The 24,389-nt window shown below is 63.6% G+C and carries 24 protein-coding genes and 1 pseudogene; 15 read left to right on the top strand and 10 right to left on the bottom strand.

Going from position 1 to position 24,389, the window contains the following annotated elements; all coding sequences use genetic code 11:
- Positions 1-18: 18 nt before the first annotated feature.
- Positions 19-258 (top strand): SelT/SelW/SelH family protein, encoded by a 240-nt coding sequence (locus HKK80_RS02560; RefSeq protein WP_411798048.1) that lies wholly within the window; start codon positions 19-21, stop codon positions 256-258.
- Between the two features lie 20 nt (positions 259-278).
- Here HKK80_RS02560 and HKK80_RS02555 read toward each other — a convergent pair whose 3' ends face one another.
- On the bottom strand, positions 279-1,295 hold the full coding sequence (locus tag HKK80_RS02555; protein WP_411798047.1) for an aldo/keto reductase: 1,017 nt from the start codon (positions 1,293-1,295) through the stop codon (positions 279-281).
- A 298-nt stretch (positions 1,296-1,593) separates the two neighbouring features.
- Between HKK80_RS02555 and HKK80_RS02550 the strand changes: the two genes are divergently transcribed.
- Positions 1,594-2,565, top strand: coding sequence for an ABC transporter ATP-binding protein (locus HKK80_RS02550; protein ID WP_411798046.1), 972 nt, complete (start codon positions 1,594-1,596; stop codon positions 2,563-2,565).
- Complete coding sequence (locus HKK80_RS02545; protein WP_411798045.1) at positions 2,562-3,326, top strand: ABC transporter permease; 765 nt, start codon at positions 2,562-2,564, stop codon at positions 3,324-3,326. Before HKK80_RS02550 ends, HKK80_RS02545 begins: the two co-directional genes overlap by 4 nt.
- 63 nt (positions 3,327-3,389) lie before the next feature.
- On the opposite strand, the gene HKK80_RS02540 is transcribed toward HKK80_RS02545, so the two are convergent.
- Entirely contained in the window at positions 3,390-4,970 is a 1,581-nt protein-coding gene (locus tag HKK80_RS02540) for a hypothetical protein (RefSeq protein ID WP_411798044.1), read from the bottom strand.
- 476 nt (positions 4,971-5,446) lie between these two features.
- Between HKK80_RS02540 and HKK80_RS02535 the strand changes: the two genes are divergently transcribed.
- Positions 5,447-6,097 (top strand): bifunctional 4-hydroxy-2-oxoglutarate aldolase/2-dehydro-3-deoxy-phosphogluconate aldolase, encoded by a 651-nt coding sequence (locus tag HKK80_RS02535; RefSeq protein ID WP_411798043.1) that lies wholly within the window; start codon positions 5,447-5,449, stop codon positions 6,095-6,097.
- 95 nt (positions 6,098-6,192) lie between these two features.
- On the opposite strand, the gene HKK80_RS02530 is transcribed toward HKK80_RS02535, so the two are convergent.
- The 5 genes from HKK80_RS02530 to HKK80_RS02510 all read right to left on the bottom strand — a co-directional run bounded on the left by HKK80_RS02530 (position 6,193) and on the right by HKK80_RS02510 (position 10,363).
- A complete protein-coding gene (locus HKK80_RS02530; protein WP_411798042.1) occupies positions 6,193-6,561 on the bottom strand; it encodes a hypothetical protein in 369 nt (122 codons plus the stop codon).
- Between the two features lie 87 nt (positions 6,562-6,648).
- Entirely contained in the window at positions 6,649-8,376 is a 1,728-nt protein-coding gene (locus tag HKK80_RS02525) for a PH domain-containing protein (protein ID WP_411798041.1), read from the bottom strand.
- On the bottom strand, positions 8,373-8,831 hold the full coding sequence (locus tag HKK80_RS02520) for a PH domain-containing protein (protein WP_411798040.1): 459 nt from the start codon (positions 8,829-8,831) through the stop codon (positions 8,373-8,375). Before HKK80_RS02520 ends, HKK80_RS02525 begins: the two co-directional genes overlap by 4 nt.
- A gap of 89 nt (positions 8,832-8,920) precedes the next feature.
- Positions 8,921-9,484 (bottom strand): hypothetical protein, encoded by a 564-nt coding sequence (locus HKK80_RS02515; RefSeq protein ID WP_411798039.1) that lies wholly within the window; start codon positions 9,482-9,484, stop codon positions 8,921-8,923.
- Positions 9,485-9,553: 69 nt separating this feature from the next.
- A complete protein-coding gene (locus HKK80_RS02510; RefSeq protein WP_411798038.1) occupies positions 9,554-10,363 on the bottom strand; it encodes an inositol monophosphatase family protein in 810 nt (269 codons plus the stop codon).
- A gap of 104 nt (positions 10,364-10,467) precedes the next feature.
- Between HKK80_RS02510 and HKK80_RS02505 the strand changes: the two genes are divergently transcribed.
- The 10 genes and pseudogenes from HKK80_RS02505 to HKK80_RS02460 all read left to right on the top strand — a co-directional run bounded on the left by HKK80_RS02505 (position 10,468) and on the right by HKK80_RS02460 (position 22,164).
- A complete protein-coding gene (locus tag HKK80_RS02505; protein WP_411798037.1) occupies positions 10,468-11,337 on the top strand; it encodes an aldo/keto reductase in 870 nt (289 codons plus the stop codon).
- A gap of 443 nt (positions 11,338-11,780) precedes the next feature.
- Complete coding sequence (dapA, locus tag HKK80_RS02500; RefSeq protein WP_411798036.1) at positions 11,781-12,710, top strand: 4-hydroxy-tetrahydrodipicolinate synthase; 930 nt, start codon at positions 11,781-11,783, stop codon at positions 12,708-12,710.
- On the top strand, positions 12,707-13,477 hold the full coding sequence (gene dapB / locus HKK80_RS02495; RefSeq protein ID WP_411798035.1) for a 4-hydroxy-tetrahydrodipicolinate reductase: 771 nt from the start codon (positions 12,707-12,709) through the stop codon (positions 13,475-13,477). Before dapA ends, dapB begins: the two co-directional genes overlap by 4 nt.
- A gap of 75 nt (positions 13,478-13,552) precedes the next feature.
- Positions 13,553-13,840, top strand: a pseudogene (locus tag HKK80_RS02490) (hypothetical protein); the annotation flags it as partial.
- A gap of 105 nt (positions 13,841-13,945) precedes the next feature.
- The gene (locus HKK80_RS02485) at positions 13,946-15,373 is read left to right on the top strand and encodes a hypothetical protein (protein ID WP_411798034.1); all 1,428 of its coding nucleotides are present in this window, start codon (positions 13,946-13,948) and stop codon (positions 15,371-15,373) included.
- Between the two features lie 74 nt (positions 15,374-15,447).
- Positions 15,448-16,290: a 2,3,4,5-tetrahydropyridine-2,6-dicarboxylate N-succinyltransferase gene (locus HKK80_RS02480; protein ID WP_411798033.1), complete on the top strand. Its 843-nt coding sequence runs from the start codon at positions 15,448-15,450 to the stop codon at positions 16,288-16,290.
- A gap of 60 nt (positions 16,291-16,350) precedes the next feature.
- A complete protein-coding gene (locus HKK80_RS02475; RefSeq protein ID WP_411798032.1) occupies positions 16,351-18,000 on the top strand; it encodes a hypothetical protein in 1,650 nt (549 codons plus the stop codon).
- 184 nt (positions 18,001-18,184) lie between these two features.
- A complete protein-coding gene (gene lysA, locus HKK80_RS02470; RefSeq protein WP_411798031.1) occupies positions 18,185-19,420 on the top strand; it encodes a diaminopimelate decarboxylase in 1,236 nt (411 codons plus the stop codon).
- Between the two features lie 11 nt (positions 19,421-19,431).
- The gene (locus HKK80_RS02465) at positions 19,432-20,541 is read left to right on the top strand and encodes a M20/M25/M40 family metallo-hydrolase (RefSeq protein WP_411798198.1); all 1,110 of its coding nucleotides are present in this window, start codon (positions 19,432-19,434) and stop codon (positions 20,539-20,541) included.
- Between the two features lie 66 nt (positions 20,542-20,607).
- Positions 20,608-22,164 (top strand): ATP-binding protein, encoded by a 1,557-nt coding sequence (locus tag HKK80_RS02460; RefSeq protein ID WP_411798030.1) that lies wholly within the window; start codon positions 20,608-20,610, stop codon positions 22,162-22,164.
- A 43-nt stretch (positions 22,165-22,207) separates the two neighbouring features.
- Here HKK80_RS02460 and HKK80_RS02455 read toward each other — a convergent pair whose 3' ends face one another.
- The 3 genes from HKK80_RS02455 to HKK80_RS02445 all read right to left on the bottom strand — a co-directional run bounded on the left by HKK80_RS02455 (position 22,208) and on the right by HKK80_RS02445 (position 23,303).
- Positions 22,208-22,630, bottom strand: a complete 423-nt coding sequence (locus tag HKK80_RS02455; RefSeq protein ID WP_411798029.1) for a DUF6684 family protein — start codon at positions 22,628-22,630, stop codon at positions 22,208-22,210.
- A 145-nt stretch (positions 22,631-22,775) separates the two neighbouring features.
- The gene (locus tag HKK80_RS02450; RefSeq protein ID WP_411798028.1) at positions 22,776-23,087 is read right to left on the bottom strand and encodes a DDE-type integrase/transposase/recombinase; all 312 of its coding nucleotides are present in this window, start codon (positions 23,085-23,087) and stop codon (positions 22,776-22,778) included.
- Positions 23,088-23,099: 12 nt separating this feature from the next.
- Entirely contained in the window at positions 23,100-23,303 is a 204-nt protein-coding gene (locus HKK80_RS02445; protein ID WP_411798027.1) for a hypothetical protein, read from the bottom strand.
- Between the two features lie 109 nt (positions 23,304-23,412).
- Between HKK80_RS02445 and HKK80_RS02440 the strand changes: the two genes are divergently transcribed.
- A complete protein-coding gene (locus HKK80_RS02440; RefSeq protein ID WP_411798026.1) occupies positions 23,413-24,387 on the top strand; it encodes an AAA family ATPase in 975 nt (324 codons plus the stop codon).
- Positions 24,388-24,389 lie beyond the last annotated feature (2 nt).

Genomic DNA, 24,389 nt, shown 5'->3' with positions numbered 1-24,389 from the left:
GCCGTTCGTCTCACCGGTATGTCGACGATCGAGATCGAATACTGTGTCCCGTGTGGCTTTCTTGACCGTGCACTCACCGTCGAGGAGGCGATCTGCCGGCAGTTCGCCGACCACCTTGAGCGCGTCTCGCTGGTGATGGGCGACCACGGCGTTTTCGTCGTCCGCGTTGACGACGAGGTCGTGTTCGACAAGGCCGACGACGATTTCGATGTCGACGATATCGTTCGCCGCGTTCGCTCCCACGTCGTCGCCCGCTAATCACAGCCCAGCAGTAGATCTTAGTGGCCCCACCGGACGCCATCCTCGTTGAACCGGGCGTCGGTGATGCGGTCGTGTTGGTCGTCGGTGATCGACACCGCGGCGGCGGCGACGTTTTCTTCAAGTTGGTCGACCGTCCGCGCGCCGATGATCGGCACGCAGGTAAAGGCGTCCTGATCCATCAGCCAGCGCAGCGACACCTGGGCTGGCGTGGCGTCGACCTCGTCGGCGACCGCGCGGATCTCGTCGAGTACCTTCCAGCCGCGCTCGGAGAGATAAAACCGCTCGAAGCGGTCATCGAAGCTGCCCCGGGAGCCGTCGGGTGCCTGTACCGATTTCGGGTCGTCGGGATCCTCGCGGGTGTATTTCCCGGTGAGGAAGCCACCGGCCAGCGGCGAGTACGGACAGACCGCGAGATCCTGATCGGCTGCCACCGAGAGGTAGTCCTCGACGTCCTTGTAGTAGCCAGCGTGGAACAACGGTTGGACAACATCGAACCGCTGGTAGTCGTTGATATCGGCTTTCCAGAGGGCCTTCGTGAGCTGCCAGGCGGCCATCGTCGACGCGCCAAGGTAGTTGACGCGGCCATCCTCGACGAGGCCGGTCAGTGCTGACAGCGTCTCCTCGATCGGCGTGTCCTCATCCCAGCGGTGAATATAGTAGAGGTCGAGGTAATCCGTCCCAAGGTTGTCCAGCGTTTTGTCGATCTGGTTGCGGATGTGCGTCCGCGAGAGCCCCGAGCCGTTGGGGTTGTCCTCGTCGTACTCGAAGTACACCTTCGAGGTGAGGACGAACTTTTCGCGGTCGCGGGTTTCGAGCCAACTGCCGATGTAGGATTCGCTGGTGCCGTTGGGGTCGCCGTAGATGTTCGCGCTATCGATAAAATTGCCGCCGTGGTCGGCGAAGGCATCCAGCAGTTCGTGGGCGTCGTCCTCGTCGGTTTCCAGTACGTCGTTGGTTCGGCGGCCGAACCGCCAGGTGCCGAAACAGAGCTCCGAGACGCGCGTTCCCGTCGCGCCAAGCTGTCGATACTCCATACTCTGTGGTGGGTTCGTCATCGCAAAACAGCACCGCATCGCGGCGATCGTCTACAGGAACACAGCCATTCCTGTTGTGAGACTGATCGCCACACAGATGACGAACATCATGACGAGCGCAACCATCGACAGATAGCCCCTGTCGCAGCGACAGGTGTTGCTACTGCCCCCCCATAGCCCCCCGGCCATATGGCTATGTTTGTGATTCCCCCATATTAGCTGTTGGGGTCGAACACCGCCTTGGTTGCACCCACAACCGAAACGGAATCCTTAGGCCGAAACCGCACCGAGTACGGCTATGAACGAGGCTGTTGTCGCCGCCGGTGTCAGCAAACGCTACGGCGAGACGGTCGCCTTAGCGGGCGTCGATCTCTCGGTCGCCGACGGCGAGGTTTTCGGGCTGATCGGCCCCAACGGCGCGGGCAAAACGACGCTCGTCCGCGCGCTGACGGGAACGACGCCTGTCGACGGCGAGATCACTGTTCACGGCGCGGCCCCGACCGCCGTCGACGCCGATCGGATCGGGCTACTCCCTCAATCGTTTGCGCCGCCGGCCAGACTCACCGCCCGCGAACTCATCGACTACTACGGCGGGCTCTACGAGACGGCCCGGCCAACCGAGGAGGTGCTTGCGGCCGTCGGGATGGCTGAGGCTGCCGACAGCTGGTATGAAACGCTTTCCGGTGGCCAGCAACGCCGGGTCTGTGTCGGGATCGCGCTGGTCAACGACCCCGACCTGCTGTTTCTCGATGAACCGACGACCGGCATCGACCCCGCCGGACGACAGTCGCTGTGGTCGCTGCTGGAGGAGCTGGCCGACGGTGGCACCACGATCGTCCTCACAAGCCACTCGATGACGGAGATACAGCGGCTCGCCGACCGCGTTGGCCTCCTGCAGGACGGCCAGCTTGTCGCGGTCGGCACACCACCAGAGCTGATCGAGGCCCACGGCGGCGACAGCCGGCTCGTCATCGACACCGACCAGCCGGCGGCCGCCGTCGACGCCCTCCGTGACGCCGATTTTGATGCGACCGCGAACCACACATCGGTCGTGGTCACCGCTGTCTCGCCGGTCGAGATCGGCGATGCGGTTGCGGTGTTGTCAGAGGCCGATATCGACTACGGCTCGCTGACCTGGGCTGAGCCCAGTTTAGAGGATGTGTATCTCCAGTTGACCGGCGAGCAGTTCGCCGGCGGCAAACCACCGGGGGCGACGACTGAGCCCGCGGCGTCGACGCCGACCGCCGAGCCCCAGGAGGGGACTCAATGAGCCGTCGTCGTCGGATACGGGCGGAGGCGACCGCCGCCTGGCACTCCTTCCTCCGTCGCCGGACAGCGGTCTTCTTTACGTTCTTTTTCCCCGTATTGCTCGTGGTGATCTTCGGCGCGCTTGTCCGCACCCAGCCGACCGGTGGCGGCCTCTTTGCCGAGCCGCCGGCCTACTACATCCCGGGCTATCTGGCGACCGTGGTGCTGTTCACGCCGCTGTCGCGGGTCGGCAGTGAGATCGCCCGCCACCGTGATGACAGCCGGTTTGAAAAGCTGGCGACAACGCCGCTGGGCCGTGGTGAGTGGCTGATCGCTCACACGGTCGTCAACGTCGCTATCATTGGACTTGCCAGCCTGCTGATCCTCGGGTTGGTCGTCGCATTGACCGGTGCAGTCGTGCCGTTTACCGCGCGCCTCGCGCTGTTGGTTCCGTTTGTCGTCTGTGCGGTCGTCCTGTTCTGTGGCTTTGGGGCGATCCTCGGCCGACTCTCCTCGACCCAGGACGGCGTGATCGCCGCCAGCAACACGATCGCCTTTCCGTTGCTTTTCCTGTCGGATACCTTCGTGCCGCTCGAACTGCTCCCTGGATGGTTTGCCCCGCTCGTCGAATTCTCACCGTTGACGTATTTCGCCCGTGGCGTTCGCACACTAACCTACGAGCCGGCGATCACCGACCCCTACGGCACCGAACTCGCCGTGGTGGCCGTCCTCGCAGTCGCCTTCTTTGTTGCCGGCGCGTACGCGATCCCACGAACCGACTAACGGATCACACCTTTCGGTTGGAACTCGTTGTTGTCACGATAAGCAAAAACGGAGCGGTCGTCGTCAGTTGAGACTGAGCAGGACAACGATGATCAGAACCACCAGCACCGCGAGTGCGACGAGCCGCCCCATCGAGACGCCGGCGTCGGGCTCGGCGGCTGTGCTCTCTGCGTCGTCTGCGTCGCTCGTCTGTTCCTCGCCCGCATCACTCGTGCTGTCGACATCGCCTGCGTCGTCAGCATCGTAACTTCGCCGGGTATCCCGAACAAGGGTGACTCGCACATCGAGGTCGGCGGCGATCTCGGCGTTGGTCGCCTCCGGATTTTCCGCGGCAGCTGCCAGAATCGACTCCTGAACCGCTGTCGGCTCACCGGGGCCGGTATCGATCGACGACTCGGCTGTCTCCGCGGTGTCGTCATCGAGATCCGCCAGCGTTAGATCGTCGTAATCGTCACGGGTGTCTCTGACGACCGGGATTCGGGCCCCGGTTTCGGCGGCGATCTCGGCGTTGGTCAACTCGGGGTTCTCCAATGCGAGCCGGAGGATCTCCGTCTGGAGCTCGCTCGGCTCGCCGGGCTCCCACTCTCGGTCGTCGTCCGCACCGGCACTGACCGTGCCGGCATCGTCATCGTCCTCGTCGTCCTCTTCGATAGTGCCTTGGCCACCGTAGTCGATCGACTTCCCGGGTTCGTGTTCGGCGCGGGTGTCCCGAACGATCGCCACGTGGGTGCCGGTTTTGGCGGCGATCTCGGCGTTGGTGAGCTCCGAATCGTCTTGGGCGAGTTCGAGGATCGCCTGCTCGGTGTCGGTGAGCATACTGGCGTCGACACCGGGTGGTAGCTCGCCGTCGTCGGCGGTTTCGATCCCGCCGCCGCTGCTGTAGTCGTAGTCGGCAAGCGTATCCCGGACCAGCGGGACGCGCGCGCCGACCTCCGCGGCGATCTCGCCGTAGGTCATCTCGGGGTTGTCTGCGGCGAGTTCCTGGATCTGTTCTTGGAGATCGCTGGATCCGCCCTCGCTGTCGGCTCCATCGCTGCTGTCGCCCCCGTCGTCAGCCGGCTCGCCGCCGAACTCAAAGCCGCCGTCGCCGTGTTCGGCACGGGTGTCCCGAACCAGCGTCACACGCGCGCCGGTTTTCTCGGCGATCTCGGCGTTGGTCAGCGTCGGATCCGCGGCAACGAGATCGAGGATCTCCTGTTGGCGCTCGCTGAGCTCGACCGCGTCGCCACCCGTCGCAGCGTCGTCGTCGGCGTCGTCGGTCTCTGGCTCGATACCGACATCGACCTGATCCTCGTACTCATTGCGGGTATCCCGGACGAACGTGATCCGCTTGCCGGTCTCCTCGGCGACCTCGGCGTTTGTCGCCGACGGATCGCGGGCTGCCGCTTCCAGTACCGCGAGCTGGGCGTCGCTGAGATCCTCGGCCTCGGCATCGATCTCGACCGCGTCGCCTGCCTCAGCGGCGTCATCCGGCAGTTCGACCTCGTCTTCGTACTCCTCGCGGATATCCCGGACGAGGGCGACACGTGTGTCGGTCTCCTCGGCGATCTCGGCGTTGGTCGCCTCCGGGTTGCGGAGGGCGGCTTCGAGCACCGCTGATTCCGTGTCGCTAAATGACGCTGAGTCGGTCGGTTTTTTCATCATTGGTTTTCTCGTCGTGTTTCAGGTGTGTTAGTTGGCTGGCTGTCACGTCCGTCGCTGGCGGCCCCCACTCCGCCGACTCCACTGTTCATACGGGTTGTCAACTCGAAGCAATAGTAATCAATCTAACGCCTTTATGCACAATTATTGCGTAGAAATCCCGATCTACCGCCGAGTGTATCACTTCGACAGCAGCGAGACTGCGCCCCGATCAGCTGTCGCTCATTGTGGGGTGGTCGACAGCAAAAGAACGAGGAGCGTGTGATCGGTGACACCCATTGCGCTCCGTCGTGATGCACGGGGCCTGTGTATGCGGCCAGCAGCCACAGGCTCTACAATCACTGCGCACAGCTCGGTATTAAAAATACGCCTCAAACTATCAGGGCTGATATCGCGTGGCGTCGACCGGGAGTGCCTACAGCCGATCGCCTGTCGCCGTGAACCCGGTTTTTACTACGGTGGGTGACGCTACATAACGCATGCACACCAAACACGACGTGTTCCAACAGCTCCGCGAGAGCGGTGTTGTCGCCGTCCTCCGCGGGGTCGACGCCGACACGCTGATCGAGATCACCGACGCGCTCGTCGCTGGCGGCGTCCGCGGGATCGAACTCACCGCCGACACGCCGGGCATCGCCGACATGGTCGCCGAACTCGACGCCTCCTTCGGCGACGAGGAGATCGCCATCGGCGTCGGCACCGTCCTCGACAGCGAAACCGCCCGCACTGTTATGCTCAGCGGTGCGGATTTCGTCGTCAGCCCAAGCTTGCATGAGGATGTGATCGACACCTGCAACCGCTATGGGACGCTTGTCGCGCCAGGGATCATGACGCCGACCGAGGCGATCACGGGCTATGAGGCCGGCGCGGATCTGCTGAAGGTGTTTCCGGCTGCCTCGCTTGGCCCGGGGCATCTCGGCGCGATCAAGGGCCCGCTCGACCAGATCCCGCTGATGCCGACCGGTGGCGTCAGCCCCGACAACGCCGGCGACTACATCGAGGCCGGCGCCGAATGCGTCGGTGCCGGCGGTGCGCTCGTCGATTACGAGGCCGCCGATCGCGGCGATTTCGAGACGATCACGGAGACCGCCAAGGAGTTCCGGGCTGTTATCGACGACGCCCGAACCTGAATCGGCGTCTGGGGTTTTCCGCTTGAATCGGTGGGTCGATCGCTTCTTTCCAGGGATCAAAAACAGATTGCAGTTGTCATACCCCGCTGGGCAGCCTACACTGTCGGTGGGTTTGAATCGTCTGAGTCTGGATGGAGTACCGGGTGTTGGATCTCCGTCGTCGCCGCGTCGTCGGTTCTTTGTACCCGGGTTTCCAGCTGAATCGGTGGATTATGGGAGATTCTCAGGCCATCTGGGGGTCGATACGCGACGTAGGCGTTTGCTCGTGTGCCAGCCTGCTCGATGCCGATTGTCACGACGCTGCCGATGTTTGCCGCTGCAAGACGATCATAGAGGGCGTCGTCCTGGTAGCTCACCACCTGAAAGACGGCCTGCGAGGCTGGATCCGCGACCCGCATCCGACCCCGCGCTGTCATCTCCGAGAGCACACGATACTCCCGGGCGGATGATCGTGCAGGCTCCATGTTGCACGTTCACAAGAATCACGACTTAGCTGTTAAGCAACCTGCAAGAATATCCGCTGCTGTTGGGCGCGCTTTTGCTCGGTGCGACTACGACTCGCTGCGGTGGTCGTCGTCTGCGGCTGGCTCGGCGTTGGCAACACCTGATTCATCGGCGGCTGCGGCCGTCTCCTCATCTGCGGTCGCCGCATCATTCTCAGGGGTCGCCTCATCACCCGCCGGGGTCGCCACAGAGCGTGTCACCGCTGACCCGCCTGCCCGCTGGTGTCGGCGGTCGGCCAGCGACGCCTGCAGTCGATCCCGTAGCTCCGATCGGAGGGCGACGGCATCGTCGATCCCGATGTCGACGGCGGCGGCGTCGTTGCCGAGCAGTGACAGCGAGCCTGCCGTATCCCCGATAACGGTGGCGACGCGCCACCGGCGTTGAAACACGGTTCGGCTGTCGATAACGGTCTGTAGCCGATGGTAGGGAACCCGTTTTGTTTCGCGGTTCCAGACGCCGTTTCGGGTGACGAAATGGTCGGCTCCCAGCCGGTAGCCCCGATGGAGCCACTTGTAGTGGGCGGCGACGGGCGCGAAGAGTACGCCCACCAACGGGAGGTACCATGGGAGGTCAGCCAGCCGGGCAACGCTCACGCTGGCCGCATACAGCAGCCCGGTCAGGCCGGCGAGGGCGATGAGATACCGTGCGAGATACCGCCGCCGGATCCGCTTTGGCGGGCGGTTGAACGCGCCCGTCTCACAGCCGTCGATCTCCGCGGCCAACCGTCGGATTCGGTCGCGGCCGGCGATCGGCACGGCGGCCTCGCTGCCGCGGTCGTTCGCCTGCCCCGGCGCGTAGCCCGCGGTTTCGACCGCCAGTGTCGCATACCCTGCCCGCCGCTTCAGTGGGTTGTCGCTGATCGTCACCGTCTGGATCTTCTCGAAGGGGATCGTCCCGCTGTATCGCTGGAGCAGGCCGCGCTCGTACCGCAGCTCGGTTTCCGACCGCGTCAGCCGGAACCCCCAGTAGTTGACGACCGCCGAGATCGCGCCGACGACCCACGAGAGGACGACCAAGCCGACGAGCAACACCACACCCATAACGAACAACACGAGCGTTGGATCAAGTCCGGTGGTTGCAACGGCCGCCGGTTCGGGGACGACCGGCGAGACAAACGGGATCGACCCGGTAAAGACCGCAAACAACAGCCCTGGAACCCGCGGATCGAACGACAGGATCCCTGCCAACGCTAACTCACTCGGCGAAATCTCAAACAGTAACTCCTCGTCGGGTTCCTCGAACTCGCGTGTCGCCGCGCTGTCGGTCGCTCCGCTGTTACCGTCAGCGGCGTCTCCGTCTGGGTCGTCGGCTGCCTCGGTGGCTGCATGCCGCTGTTGGTCGTCTCCGCGCTTTCGTCGACGGATCTCGTCTTGAATCGTTGTCGCCGCATCGGCGGTCACGTATCTGATCGCCGCCTCCGTTGAGCCGCCGCCGGCGGTTTCGATATCGATCGCTGACAGCCCGAGCAGCCGCTGGATAACGTTTCGGCTGATGTCGACGTTCTGTATCCGGCCGTAGGGGATCTCCCGCTCTCGGCGGTTGAGGACGCCGGATTCGATGTCGAAGGTGTCGTCGGTGAACCTGTACGCATACCGGCGGTAGTAGGCGAACTCGTAGGCGAGGGCGAGTGCGATGGCACCGCCGACCCCGGCGACCACCAGCGCGCCACCGAAGCCAACCTCGGTGCCGACAGAGCCAAGAAAGACCAGTGTGATCGCCAGCCGGCCGGCCTTCTGGAGGGCCCGATACGGCACCGACAGCGGGGCTAACTTCACACCGCGTCCTCCCCGTCGGCGTCGATGGCCAGCCCCTTGAGTCGCTCCCGGAGGTCGCTTGCGTCGTCGGGTGTCAGCCCCGGAATTGTCACGTCCGCGCCGCGGGAGCCGGCGGTGTAGACGACGGTGCTGGCGAGGCCGACGAGCCGTTCGAAGGCCGACCGCCGGGAGTCGACGTGTTGGATTCTGACGAGGGGTACCTCGGTGCGAACCTGTGTGAGCACGCCGCGTTCGAGATAGAGGGCGTCATCGTTGACGACGTACCGCCAGTTGCGATACCGCAAGATAGCGTGGACGACGCCAAGGATGACAAACAGCGCGGTGAGGCCGGCCGGGATCGACAGCGACACCGAGCGAAACACGGCGACCCCGGTGGCGGCACCCCCCAGGATGAGCGCGCCGAGCAGCGATCGGAGCAGCCAGATGATCCGAATCCGGGGATTGAGCGCGTTCATCGCCAGGCCTCCTGTCGGCGACGCCCAGTATGCATACCGATCAGTACGTGTGGCGCGCGTATAAGTCCCAATATCACCCGCCAGGCGGATCAGGAACCTGCCTGTCCGTGGGTTGCTTTGCTGGCGTCGTAACGCACATACCACCCGTCGTCTTCGACAGCGTAATCGACCGTGTTGGCCTCGTAGGATCCCTCTTCGTCGGGTTTTGTCACGTAGAACGTTGTGTGAACGTACTGTATGCTGTCGGCGTCCATCGCCTCCTTCCAATCGCCAAGCTGTGTCGGGTTCCCGAGCCGTTGGACGACAAGATCCTGGACTGAGACTTCCTCGACGCTGGCGATCTGTACGTCATCGAACTCGGTGAACGCCGCTGGTGGGACGTGCGCAGATTCAACGGGGTAGGTCGGTGATTTGGGGTGAACGATCGTCGCGTTCAACGCGTCGACGTTCTCGGCGAGCAGCGCGCGGTAGAACTGCCGCACTGTTCCGGTTGGCCCGCGTCTCGGATCGACGAGCCCTTCGTCGTCGGCTGTCGCCGACTGATCGGTCGTTTCGTTCGAGGGTGTCGACGCCGGTCGGTTGCGCCCGGCGGTACAGCCTGCGAGGGTTGCGATACCACCGACTGACGCGAGGAACGCACGACGACTCGGCATATCTGTTCGAATGTCTCGATCGTACTAAACGGTTTCTAAGCGCGTTGTAGTGTCCCTCTGGCCCGCATGCTACGTGTTTTGATCGGCAGGCTCGCCCGTCGCCGCGTTGTCGACGATCGATCGCAGCGTCGTAGTCGTCGACCGATCCGGGCTCCCGACGTAGCGGCCGTCCTCGGCGACTGTATCGTCGGCGACGATGCCGCTTTCGGCGGCCAGCAGGCTGCCGGCGTGCTGTTCGTAGATCTCCGGCTGCAGACAGACCAGCCCCTCAATCAAGCCCCGAGCCAGTAGCCCCCAGTCGATACAGGGTGCCCAGGTGGTCACGACGCGTTTGCACCGCCCTCGGAGGGCCGATTCGAGCTGTCGCACCTGCGTCAGCCCGTCGGGGTCGGTTGCAACCGAGAGGCCGACGACGAGCGCGACCGTCCCGTGATCCAGCGGCAGCGATGATGTGGCCGACAGCGATTCGCCGTTCAGCGTTGCCTCGCCGTCGCGCTCGGCGAGATACAGATCCTCAGTTAGGGGTTCGTAGATCGCCGTCGCCACCGGCGTCTCCTTGTGGAGCACCGCAACCGCGGTGGCGAACTTCGGGTAGCCGCTGGCGAAGTTGTTGGTGCCGTCGAGCGGGTCGACGATCCATCGGTAGTCGCTCTCGCCGCTTCGGCCCGACTCCTCACCGTGAAACGCGTGGTCGGGGTAGTGGTCGTCGATCACCGCTTGGATCCGCTGTTCGGATTCGCGGTCGGCGGCGGCCTTGACATCGATACTGCTGAACTCGCCGTCGACCGACCCGTTTCTGAACGCCTCTCGGAGGTACTCGCCGCTGGCTTTGACGGCCTCGGCGGCGACCGCGGTGAGGTCGTCGGTCGCGTGTTCCATACCGGCTGGATGGCTGACGTGTGCATCAGATCATCGGTCGGCGATGGGCGGTGGTAGGCGGCTGACACCCCGATGTTTTGTCGGCGGCGGTCGAACGCGCAAATATGACTGCGATATCCAACGAGAGTGAACTGTTCGAGATCGGTGGCGACCTCACCGTCCACCGCCTCGGCTTCGGCGCGATGCGACTCACCGGCGACGACATCATCGGCCCGCCGGCCGACGAGCCAGCAGCCCGCGGGGTGATCCGTCGGGCGGTCGACTGCGGTGTCGACTTCATCGATACGGCCGACTCCTACGGCCCCGGTGTCAGCGAGCGACTGCTTGGGGCGGAACTCGATCACGACGGCGCGGATTCTGCTGTCGTCGTCGCCTCGAAAGCCGGGCTGCTCCGGACGCGGAACGCGGACTGGCTTCCGCATGGGGATCCAGACTTCCTGCAGAACCAAGTTCTCTGTAGTCTCGATCGGCTCGGCGTCGACGAGATCGATCTCTATCAGTTTCATCGTCCTGATCCCGACACGCCGTTTGCGGATTCGGTGCATGCCTTCGCCGAGATGAAAGACGCCGGCCAGATCCGCCACGTCGGCCTCTCAAATGTGAGTGTTGAGCAGTTGGAGGAAGCCCAAGAGATCGTTGATGTCGCTACCGTGCAGAACCGCTACAACGTCGCCAACCGCGAGCAGGAAGCCGTGTTGGAAGCGTGTGAAGCCGATGGCGTCGGCTTCATCCCGTGGGGGCCGCTGTACGGCGTCGACGACGAGGCGGCGCATGATGTGCTCGCCGAGATTGCCGACGCTCACGACGCCTCAGCCTACCAGATCGCGCTAGCGTGGTTGCTGGGGCATTCGGATGTGACGCTCCCGATTCCCGGTACGTCGAGTGTCGAGCATCTGGAAGCGAACGTTGCAGCGTCTCACTTGTCGTTGAGTGCTGTAGAGATGGATCGGCTCGATTCGATTGATCCACAATAATCGGTCGTCGGTGTCGTTTTTGCTGTTGCTTCTGTAGTTGGGTAGAAAGCCCTCGGCGTGCTCGACTCCCGGGACTCGCTGCGCTCCTCGTCACTCATTGCGTTCGTTCCTGCGGTGCTTACGTCGTCCGGGTTCGCCCAGCACGCCTCGCCCTTTCATTCCGCCAGGACGTGGTTTGGTCGGCTGGCTGATTCGGGCCCGATGCCCGGTGTTTCTCGCTGTGAGGTTGCAGACACAACGCCTAAGTTCGGTTGCTGCACATACTTGGGTGTGAACCACACTGCTATCATCGCGGTTGACGCCGATCCGATAGCAGTGCGTCCCGCTCGTCAGAAGAAGCGCGCGGTCTGATCGCTCGTCGCGGGCGTGGCACCCCCGTTTCGGGCATTTTTACTCATCTCGCATAGTCTTCCGACCATACGACTCCCAGCGACACCACAACCATGACACAAATCGACTTCAGCGGGGTCTTCCCGGCGATGGTGACCCCCTTTACCGAAAACAACGAGATCGACACAGAAACACTCCGCGAGGACGCCCAACGGCTCGAAAAAGCGGGCGTCGACGGCCTCGTCCCCATGGGATCGACCGGCGAGTCGGCGACGCTCTCCCATGCCGAACACGTCGAGGTCGTTGAGGCCGTCGTCGACGCCGTCGAGGATGTGCCGGTCATCGCGGGCACCGGATCGAACAACACCGCCGAGGCCCTCGACCTCTCACAGCAGGCCGCCGACGCCGGGGCCGACGCGCTGCTGCTCATTTCGCCGTACTACAACAAACCCGAACCACAGGGGATGTACGACCACTACGCGGAGATCGCCGACACGGTCGACCTCCCGCAGATCATCTACAACGTCCCGAGTCGCACCGGTCGCAACATCGCGGTCGACACGGCTGTCGATCTCGCCGACCACCCGAACATCGCGGGCTACAAAGCTGCCTCGGGCGATCTCAACCGGATTTCAGAGGTCATCGAGCGCACGCGCGGCAAAGACTTCGCCGTCCTCTCCGGCGACGACGGGATGACGCTCCCGATTCTGGCCGCGGGCGGCGACGGCGCGATCAGCGTCGTCGCCAACCTCGAACCCGAACGCGCCTGTGCGATGGTCGGGGCGGCCCTGGAGGGCGACTACGCGTTCGCCCGTGCGATCCATCACGAACTCGGGCCGCTGACCCGCCAACTCTTCGTCGAGACCAACCCCATCCCGGTCAAAGCCGCAATGGCAATGCGGGGCTACGCGCCCGAGCGCATCCGCTCGCCGCTGACGGAACTCTCAGAGGAACACCGCGATGAACTCCAAGCGCGGCTGGACGAACTCGACAGCGACCTTGCGGATCCTGCCGACAGCAGCGTGGAGGCGACGACCGAATGACCGAGATTGCCGTCACGGGCGCGGCCGGTCGGATGGGCCGAGAGGTGCTGGCGGCGGCTGCTAACCGCGAGGAAATCGAGGTTGCGTTCGCGGTTAACCGCACGTCGGTCGACGAGCTGATTTCGGGCGTCGTCGTCGAATCCAGCGATAATTTCGCGGAACTCCTTGCGGAGTATGAACCCAATGTCGTCGTCGATTTCACCGGCCCAGAATCGGCCCGCACCTATGCCGACGCCTGCGCCGATGTCGGCGTCGCACTCGTCACCGGAACGACCGGCTTCGACGATGACGGTCTCGACGCCCTCGAAACCGCAAGCGAGTCGACGGCGGTGCTGAAGGCGTCGAACTTCTCGCGTGGCGTCGCCGCCCTTCGACTCGCTGTACGGGAGGCGACCGCCGCGCTCCCCGACGCCGATATCGAACTCACCGAGACACACCACAACGCCAAGCGCGACGCGCCCAGCGGCACCGCCAAGACGCTGCTTGACGATATCGAGGGTGTCCGCGATGACCTCAGCGACCGCGTCCACGGCCGCGAGGGTGAGGCCCCACGCGACGACGACGAGATCGGTGTACACGCTCGCCGCGCTGGCGACATCGCCGGCGAACACGAGGTGCTGCTCGGCGGCAGCAACGAGACGTTATCACTGGCCCACCGCGCCGGTGACCGGAGCATCTTCGCCGAGGGCGCGCTGGATGCTGCCGAGTGGCTGGCGGGACAGGAGCCGGGCTGGTACGACTTCTTTGAGGTTATCGACGACGCGTAGTCGTCGCTGAAATAGTTCGGTGTGCAGTAGATATCGGTCGGCTCACTGCGTATGCAGTCGTACCGAACCCTACGAATGGATCTCACAGATATCCCTGACGACGCCTATGATGGCGACGAGTCACCACCTGATCTCTCCGCGTTTGCGTCTCCTGAGTCGCTGTTGATCGAGAGACCGATCTGCGAGCGACGCTTCGACAGCATCGTCAGCCTCCGGACGCCGACGAAAGTGGCGACTATCGCCGAGACTGCCGACTGTGATAGCGAAATAGCGCGCGACTACCTCGCATGGTTCGCCGAGCGAGGGATAGTCCATCGTTACGATGGGCCGCCGGTTCGATATGAGCGCAACGACGCGTACTTTGCGTAGCGACGCAGCGGTCGTCTCCACGAAGCGTGTTCAATCCAGCCAAAGTGGGTCACCAGTGCTTACCCAAAACACTTAGCGGAGAAATAACACGTATTCATAATGAAGCGGGCAGCCCTCCTAATCAGCCTCTTTGTTATCGCCGTGCTATGTCTCACCGCTGCACCAGCGGTTGGTGGCCCCACACCCAACCCGGTGTGTGGAGCCTGTGGTTCCTCCTTCGAGGATGCCGCCAGCGACAACGGGGTCATTGTGAACGTCACAGCATCCACCGCGGCGATCCAGATCCACCCTAACGGATCAGCAACGTGGACGGTCACAAACCGCCTCAGTCAATCGGCAGCCACCCTTTCGAGCAGCCCCGAAACACTCACCCAAATCACTCGTGAGGCTGCGACCAGCCGTGGAGTGATATACAGGGGCGACACCGGGCCGGTCGTGTTTCGCTCGGCGACCGTCGACAACGAGACCGTTCGCATTCGGTTCCGTGACCCCGACGCTGGTGCCCGTCACCTCGGCGTGCTCGTCGTTGACTACTTCCACTCGCCCCGAATGCGTGGCAGCTGGATACTCAATGCGGATCCGATCTCGGTCAGTGGCCCAACCGGAACCGTCGTCAGCAACGATCCACGCGGCGCGATCAACGACGAGTACGCGGGCGACGGCGAGCTCCCGACTGTCACCGGCAACACCGTTCAGTGGGCCAACACCTCGACCGATGGCCGGCAAGCGAGCCTCTCGGAGGATCTCTATCTCGCCTTCAGTGAGCCGGCGACGAGTTCGCTACAGGTTGCAGCGGCCTTCACCGTGGCATCGCTGCCGATCTGGCTCGGGAACATCTCGATTGTCGTTCTCCCCGCGGCGTTCGTCTATGGAATCCTGCTGATAGGGGTTGCTGCCGTGGCGCGCCGGGCCGCTGATAGCGCGCTTGCCGCCGACCGGCTTGCGGCTGCCGGTGTCGGCTTCGGCGTCTGGCTCCTCGGCATGGTTGTGTTCGATGCGTTGCCAGCAACGCTTGGTGGCGTCGGCACGATCTATCTGATCGTGGGGGCAGCGGCGTGGCATCGTCCCGATCTACTTCGTTCGACCCGTGGTGCGCTTGCCGTCGGGCTCGCCAGCATGGGTGGGGTCGCCGCAACGCTGTGGGGGCTCGGGGTCGTTGACGCCCGTTCTGCTCTTGCACCGACGGTTGTCCACGCTATGGTGACCCATCTACCGCTGGCAGTTGCACCCGCCTTTGGCCACGCGGTTTGTCGGCGCGGGGGCTCGGCTTCCAACGCGAGGATCGCGGCAGGGTTCGCTGGTGGGATCGTCGCGTTTCTGCTGGCTGGTGGGGTGTTCGTTCCCTTCGATGTCGGATGGTTCATTTTTATGACCTTTGGCACGGTCGGTGCTGCGGTGGCTGCTGCACTTTTCGGTCTGCCGCTGGCGATGCTGGGTGCCTGTCAGCCGACAGCTACCACCCCACACGAAGGAGCGACCCCCACCTCCTCGGAGGCGACCGAGACAGCGGACGGCGGCGACACCTGAATCCGATCCGAGACTCCCCGTCGACGATAACCGATGGGACTTATTGGGTGGCGAAGTAACGCAGAGCCATCCGAATGTCAGCACTCGAATCCGAAATCACCGACCTCTGGAACCGCTATGATGACGGCCTCACCGCCGACGAGGCAACCGACGACGACCTCGCCACGCTTGCGGCCTTCCTCGAAGCCCTCGAAGCCGGCGAGGTGCGCGCCGCCGAGAGAACCGGCGACGATGTGACTTCGTGGGAGGCCAACGGCTGGGTTAAGCAAGGAATCTTACTCAACTTCGGGCTCCGACACAACCAACCACAGGAGTACGGTGGCGTCAGCTACAACGACGTGCTCCCGCTGCGTCGCACCGACGACCTCGCCGACCGCGGCACCCGAAACACGCCCGACGGAACGACCATCCGCCGCGGTGCCTACCTTGGTGAGGACTGCATCATGATGAGCCCCTCCTTCGTCAACATTGGCGCGTACGTCGGCGACGGCACGCTTGTGGACTCCTGCGACACGGTTGGGTCGTGCGCACAACTCGGCGAGAACGTCAAACTCGGTGCGAACACGCTGATCGGCGGCGTCCTCGAACCGGTCGAGGGCGCGCCCGTGATCATCGAGGATGGCGTCTCGCTCGGCGCAGGATGCCGTGTCACGTCGGGGTTCAAGATCGGCGAAAACTCGATTGTCGGCGAGAACACGCTCCTGACGCCGCGCATCCCGGTCTACGATCTTGTCGACGACGAGGTTATTTACGGCCACTTACCGTCCGAGCGGCGCGCGTTCACGCGATTCGTCGAATCCTCTGTCAGCGAGCACGACCTCTTCGACGGCGGCGCGTACAAGCCGGCCGTCGTCGCTACCGATGTTGAAGAGGAAACGCTGGAAGCGACCCAGCAGGAAGACGCACTACGAGAGTAATGCGTCTGACAGCTCCCGTGAAGTAGAAAGCCTCAACAGGTGGGTCGGCCAACTCCCGCTGTGAACGAACGCTTTGGTCTCCGCTTCGCGGATGTCGACCTCCAACGACATCTCGGCAGGCGGCTTGCCGGCTTTCTGCTGGTCGTCGCCGTCGGCTACGCGCTCCGACCGCTGTTGCATGGTCTCGTCTATCAAACGCTCTACAGCCCATTTGGCCTCATTGTCATCGGGACAACCGCTGTCGCGGCGACCGCGCTGTGGTTTCTCCCACCGCTCGCGGGCGCGCCGGTCGATGGGCTGTCGACGACCGTTTCGCCGTTGTTGTCGGCGTCAGCCAACCAGAAACTCGGGCTCCTTGTCGTTGTCTTCACCGTTGGCTTGCTCGTCGGCTTTGTCTACTCGGTGCCGGCAGGGATGGTCACCGAGCGCACCCTCGCCCAGGAGACGATGGGCGAGGCCAACCAGATCCAAGAATTCCCACGCGTCAACGCTGAGAACCCACGGATCGCGCCGCGGGCCGTCGCCGACGTGCAGACCCGTGGCTCGGTGTCCTACCGTACCCACCGACTCGGCCCCAGCGATATCGCCCGCGCAGAGGACGGCTCGCTGGCGTGGTCGTACGCCATCGAACCCGACGGCGTCCGCAACAAGCTGTTGAGCAACCAACGCGGCGTGTTGCTCTCGGATATGACGCGGATGGAGGATCGGCAGATCACCGCCTCCGACAACCAGACATTTGCCATTGGTGAGGGGATGTACCTTCATCGCAGCTCGGCGTGGAACCTCCGAACGACCGACTACTTCGCCCAGTATTTCGATGATGCCGTCGAGTTCACCCACGACGGGCAGGCCTACATGTACTACCCCAAGACGGTTCACGAGTGGCGGCTGACGCCGATCCCCCACACGGTGCCGGTCTGGGACGGCGGCGCGCTGCTGCACACGAACGGCACTATCGACCACCTCTCACCGGAGGAGGCCCAGAATAGCGAGATTCTCGATGGCCAGCGGCTCTACCCGTTGTACAACAGCCGCCGACAGATGGAATCACTTGGCTACCGAAACGGCATCATCAACCAACTCGACATCGTCGGCGAACATGCCGGCCAAGTCGAGGTCGCCACGCTGCCGGCCGGTGCGGGCAACAGCCAGCCGTTCGTGATCGATCTCGACGGTGAACAGATGAGCTACGTGACCGCGATGGAGCCCTACGGCGAGGACACCCGCGGCCTTGATGAGATCTGGTTCATCGACGCGGCAACCGGCGATCTCCGATACTTCGGATCGGAGGGCGAGACGCTGACCGGCCCCGAGCGGGCGATGGGGATCGTCCGCAGCGAGGACTCCCAAACCGGGTGGGGCGACAACTTCCAAGTCGTCGAACCGATCCCGGTGTTCATCAACGACGAACTCTGGTGGCACAGCAAGGTCGTCCCCATCGATAACACTGACATCAGCCGGAGCGTCTTCGTCAGTGCCTCCACCGGTGAGGCGGTCGAACTCGGCGATACCGAATCGGTGCGTGAGTTCCTTGCTGGCGGCGACGCCGACGACCTCGATAACGTCGATACCGAACCCGCACCCGACGATCCGAATGTCGCCTACTACATCGTCGTCACCGACGCCGACGGTACGGTGATCGAACGGATTCCGGTCGAACCGGGCCAGGAGCCCTCGATCAGCTACGAGCCCGCAAACGCCTCAGCGTAGTGTGAGCTACCACCCGGGCATCGGGTGGTGCTCAGAGACCAACAACCATCTGGCTGGGTCGACTGCCCGACCAACCGAATTCCTGGCGGGCTTTCTACACTCCTTTTCGACCGCAACTTCGTATCCGTGAATTACGACGCCCCGAACCAAAGCATTGAATCGCTGACCGCCCCCACAATAGGTAATGGCTGTACCCGATCTTGCCGACTCCCCGCCCGTCCGCCGGCTGGCCGACTGGGATGACCAGCGGCTCCGGTCGCTGGCGACGAGCCACGACACACCGCTGTACGTGATCGATCTCGACCGCGTACAGGCGAACTACCAGCGGTTTGCGGCGGCGTTTCCCGACGCTCACGTGATGTACGCCGCGAAGGCCCACACCGGCCAGTCCGTCCTCTCCGCGCTGCTGGACGTTGGTGCCGATATCGAGTGTGCGGCCGCTGGCGAGATCAAACGCTCGATCCAGGCGGGTGCCGATCCCAACACCATCCAGTACACCGCGGTCAACCCACCGGCCCATGATCTCGATTACGCCGTCGATCTCGCCGCCGACGCGCCGGGGCTGACGATCACCATCGGCGCGACCGACACCCTCGACCGGTTGGCCGAACGCGACTATGACGGCCGGGTCGCCATCCGCATCAATCCCGGCATCGGTACCGGCCACCACGAGAAAGTCGCCACCGGCAACGACGCCAAGTTCGGGATTCCCTACGAACAGGTGCCCGCGGTCGCCGAGCGCGTCCGCGATGAGTTCGACCTCGTCGGCATTCACTCGCATGCCGGCAGCGGCGTCCTGACCGACGACCTCGAAGACCACTGCGAAGCTATCGAGCGCGTCGGCGAGATGGCCCGTCGCGTCGGCGATCTTGAGTTCGTGGACATCGGCGGCGGCTTCGGCGTACCCTACCACGAGGACGAGCCGCCGCTCGACCTCGACAAAACGGCCGAAATGGTCAGAGACGCGGTCGGCGACATCGACGCCCAACTCAAACTCGAACCCGGCCGCTACATCGTCGCCGACGCCGGCCTCATCCTGACGACGGTCAACACGATCAAGGAGACTCCCACCGCGACCGTCGTCGGCGTCGACGCCAGTCTTGCGACCCTGATTCGACCGGCGATGTTCGGCTCCTACCACCCGATGCGCAACGTCACCGCGCCCGACCGCGACGCCGAACCCGTCACTGTCGGCGGCCCAGTTTGCACCAGCGCGGACGTATTCGCCACCGACCGCCCCATTGCGCGGCCGGAGCGGAACGACATCCTCGCTATCGGCAACGCCGGCTCCTACGGCTACGAACTCGCCAGCCAGTTCCACTCCCAGCCGCGACCCGCTGAAGTCGCCCTCGAAGATGGCGACGACCGCGTCGTCCGGCGGCGCGAAACGCTCGACGACGTGACGCGGGTTGAACAGTGAGCGCGGCAACAATGGGCTTCGATATCGAGGAATTTCACGCCCAAGCTGTCAAAACGCCCTCACACGAGCACGTCGACGAGATGCGCGAGTTGCTGGTCGAGACGCTGACCGACGCCGGACATCCGCCCGATGTTGACGACGACGGCAATGTTGTCGTCAGTCGTGGCGCGGGCGACGCCGTCAGCAACGTTGCCGGCGAAAGCGACCCAGCGAGCCCCCACATCGTCCTCAACACCCACATCGACACCGTCGCCCCGCACGTCCCCTACGAGCGCGACGGCGACACCGTTCGCGGGCGGGGGACCTGCGACGCCAAAGGGCCGCTGGCGGCGTTGCTCGCGGCGTTCCTCCGCACTGAGCCCGAGGCGGGCACACTGACACTGGCGATCACGCCCGATGAGGAAACGACGCAGATCGGCGCGGCCGCGCTTGCTGGCACGCTTGGGGCCGACGGCTACATCGTCGGCGAACCGACCGATCTCGATGTCTGTATCGCCGCCCGCGGACAGTGTGAAGCTGAGATCACCGTGTCGGGAGCCGGCGGTCACGCGGCCAGCGTCCCGGCCGCCGACAACCCTGTTTTCGGCCTCAAACACGTGTTAGATGGGCTAGCGAGCTATGACGACGCAGTTGGCCCCAGCAGCCACGACCTTCTCGGCGATCCGAAACTTACCCCGACGATCGTTGCCGGCGGCGACACGCCGAACCGCGTCCCGGCTAAGTGCCGTCTTACCGTCGATCGTCGGAGCGTCCCCCCGGAGACAAGCGAGGCGTTTGCGGCGTCGCTGGCGACACATCTCGGCGACGCGCTCCCCGGCGCACAGTCCGTCGCGGTCGACCTCATCGATCCGGCAACACCGTTTCCCGACCCGTTTGTCACCGACAGCGACGCCGCCATCGTCGACGCGCTCCGAACCGCCAGCGGCGGCGACGTGCGGGCCTTTGGGGCGGCAACGGAGGCCTCCTATTTCGCGCCGACCGCACCGACGGTTGTTTTCGGCCCGGGTGTGTTAGCCGACGAGGCTGGGGCGGTCGCCCACGCCGAGCGAGAATATATTCAAATCAGTGACATTCAAGCAGCTGCCGACGCCGTGACGGCTGCCATCGACACGCTGTGCTGAGATTGTCGCCGTCGTTGTGCCGATTGTGTAGACACCCTTATTAGCAGTCATTCGATACGTTCACTAATGCCAACGCTTCGCGTGCTGCATGTCGGGCCGGCCGACCCTCCTGACACGCTCACCAACGGGGCTGCGCCGCCGGCGGCCGACACCGAGTTCTCGGTCGTCAGCGTCGAGACGGCCGACGCGGGACTGCGTGCCTACGAGGCCGAGCATGCGGACTGTCTCGTCGTCGAACCGCCGCTTGATGCTGATATCGTCGATTTTCTCTCCCGGATCCGCGAGCGGGATCCGGCGCTCCCGATTCTTCTCTTTGCCTCCCCGGCTGATCTCGATGTTGTGAGCCGGGTTCTGGCTGCCGGTGCTGACTACGTGCCGAAAACTGACGGCGACAGCGACGCCGCGCTGTTGGCCGCCCGGATCGAAACGCTGGGCGGCGTTGGCGGCGAGCAGCACTCCGCGGATCCGTGGCGACAGTCGACGGCGGCCATCTCGCGGCTATACTCGATCACGAACCAATCGGAGCTCTCCTTTTCGGAGAAACTTGACCGCGCCCTTGCGGTCGGCACCGCCGAACTCGGCTACCCCTTTGCGTACGCGACGCGGATCGAAAACAACGATGTTGAGGTGTTGGCCGTCGCCGGGGATCACGATGACATCGCTGTCGGGCAGACAACCTCGTTGTCCGACAACTACTGTCAGCTCACGATCGCCGAAAACGAGCCTGTCGCCATCGGCAACGCCGGCACCGACGACGCGCTCTCAGAACTTCCAGTGCACACCGAAATGGGATTGGCGTGCTATGTGGGCGCGCCGATCACTGTCGACGGCGAGGTGTATGGGTCACTGTGTTTTGCCGGCAACGAGCCCCGCGATCCGGAGCTCATCGAGGCCCAAAAGCTGACCGTGAAGACGCTGGCCCAGTGGGTTGGCTACGAGCTTGAACGCAGCCAGCGCGAACAGGAGCTCAAACGCCAGATCGATCGATTGGAGGAGTTTTCCCACATCGTCTCCCATGACCTCCGAAACCCCCTGAACGTCGCCCAAGGACGCCTTGAGATCGCGCAAGCCGACTATGACAGCCCGCATCTCGACACCGTCATCGACGCCCTTGACCGGATGGAGGATATCATCGAGGATACGCTCATGCTCGCTCGGCAGGGCCAATCTGTCGACAGCATGGAGCCCGTCGAGATCACCGACCTCGTCGAGGACTGCTGGGAACTGATCGAAAGCCCCAACGCTGAACTCCGTGTCGTCGATGAGTTCACCGTCCACGGCGATCCCAACCGGCTGTCACACGTCTTCGAGAATCTCTTTCGGAACGCGATCGATCACAACGAGGGGGCGATCACGATCCGTGTCGGTCTGAAGAATGTGATGTACACCAACACGCGCGCGCCCGACAGCGGCACCTTCGGTTTCTTTGTCGAAGACGACGGCCGTGGGGTGCCGGAAGGCCGACGTGAAGCCGTCTTCGATGCCGGTGAGACAACCCGCACGGACGGCACCGGGTTCGGCCTCCCGATCGTCAAACAGACCGCCGAAGCCCACGGCTGGGAGGTCGAACTCACCGATAGCTTCGATGGCGGCGCGCGCTTCGAATTTACAAACGTGCGATAAGGATCGACGCTGCCGGCTCGTCGGCGTCGTCAGAGTGGCGTTGTTAATTTTCGGGGTTGTCTGCTGTTTCGTCGTCAGCATCGTCGTCGTCAACTCCCTCACCGTCGTCGTCAGCATCGTCGTCGTCAACTCCTTCAGCGTCGTCAGCGTCGGCAGTCGTCTCGGCCGGCTGGGCGTCGCCCGCGTGATGTTCCGGTTCGGCCTCTTCGAGACCAGCCTGCCCTTGGGCGTACACCGGCTTTGTTTTCTCGTCGCCGGCGATCGCCTTCGCCGAGAGATACGTCAGTACCGCCAGAGCGACAAACGGCACGATCATCAGCCCGAGCATCACCCCGGAGGTTCTGACCTCGAAGCCCCATGGCGTCACCACGACGAAGAACGCGATGAAAAACAGAATAATCCCCAGTGGGATGAAGTTGACCACCAGATCGAGCATCGTTTCTCGATCAAAGATCTTGGCTTCCATATCACGGGATACTTCAGGACGCACAAATAGGTTTCCGGTTCGGATCGGAAGGGTGTCACGGTTAGAGTGTCGCCTTGTGGCAGGCGGCAAATGCCTTGAGCCATGATATGGTCGAGTCGGTTGTGCTGTAGTACGGAAATCGGTACTAAAATCGTCTGGTTCGGTACTTGAGAAGTCCGAACCAGGCTTCGATGAGTGATCGATTGCCCCATGTTTCCCGTTCGTACTCACAGTCTAACAGCTCCAGTGGCCAGTCGTACCACGGGCCGCGGTCAGCCCGCAGTAGCGGGCAACCGCGGCACTGTTCCAGCACTTCTCGAAGGAACAAGAGAGCATCAAGACTGGAACGCCCAGGCGTAACATCGACGTGCAGTACTTCCAGCGTCTCACAGTCGACTGCCGTCCAGACGAAGACTTCGGTGCCGTCGACTTCGACCTTCGTCTCGTCGACGGCCACTTCGGGCCGGTCTTAGCAGTCCGGTTCGAAGAGGTGCTCTAACCGGTGGAACCACTGCCGAACTGTTTCATGCGATCGCTCGACGAACGGTTGGATTCGACGGTAGGACAATCCGGCGTGATAGAGAAATGCCCCGAGGACACGCCGCTCGGTCGGCGTGTCCTCTCGGCAGAATAGTTCTTGCTCGCGTGCTTTCTCAGCCATGCGGTCGAGCATTGTTTGTTCACCAATCTGCTATAGCTCGGCCGCTTCCTTGATAAGGTTGACACCCTTCCCCGATACGCATTTACCACCACCTGTTGTTAGCACCGACAACTACCTGCTTATGGTCGCCACACCGGACATCGAGACGGCCGCCGATCGCATTACCACTGTCATCGACCGTATCAGGGAGGCTGTTATCACGGACAGACAGTTCCTCGAAACCGTAACGACCGGGCTGCTCGCCCGCGGCCACGTCCTGCTGGAGGACGTACCGGGGACGGGCAAGACGCTCACCGCTATCGCCCTGGCGGACGCGCTCGGACTGGAGTTCAACCGCATCCAGTTCACCCCCGACCTGCTGCCGAGCGACATCACGGGCTCGCAGATCTACAACGAGGGAACCGGGGAGTTCCGCTTCCAGCGCGGCCCCGTCTTCGCCAACATCGTTCTGGCCGACGAGATCAACCGCGCGCCGCCGAAGACCCAGTCGGCACTCTTAGAGGCGATGGACGAGGGCCAGGTCTCGGTCGGCGGGACGACCTACGAGCTGCCGGAGCCGTTTTTCGTCATCGCCACCCAGAACCCCATCGAACAGGAGGGTACCTTCCGGCTGCCGGAGGCTCAGCGCGACCGATTCGTCGTGAAGACCTCTATCGGTTACCCCGACCGTAGCGGCGAGATCGAGCTGGTGACGCGCCGCGAAAACCGCGACACGCAGATGCCAAGCGTCGATCCCGTCGTCGATGCCGATCAGGTGACGACGCTGCGACAGCTCCCCGAACGAGTCGGCATCGAGAGCGACGTGAAGGCGTATCTCGTCGACCTCGTCCGCGCGAGCCGGGAGGACGACCGCGTCGATGTCGGCGTCTCGCCGCGCGGCATCCAGCGGTTTTTCGAGGCCGCCCGCGCCCGTGCGGTGATTCACGGCCGCGAGTACGTCACTCCTGACGATATCAAGACTATCGCACCGCCCGTGATGACACACCGCCTCGTGTTGACCTCTGAGGCGGAGATCAGAGATGTCGATCCGACCGCTATCGTCGACGATCTCCTCGACAGCGTCGAGGTGCCGGCGGCGACCGCAGAAACCGGCTGACC

It is taken from the genome of Halonotius sp. F2-221B (assembly GCF_046719765.1).
Classification (GTDB): Archaea; Halobacteriota; Halobacteria; order Halobacteriales; family Haloferacaceae; genus Halonotius.
The sequence above is the reverse complement of the archived record's forward strand: the minus strand, read 5'-3'. Positions and strand labels throughout refer to the sequence as shown.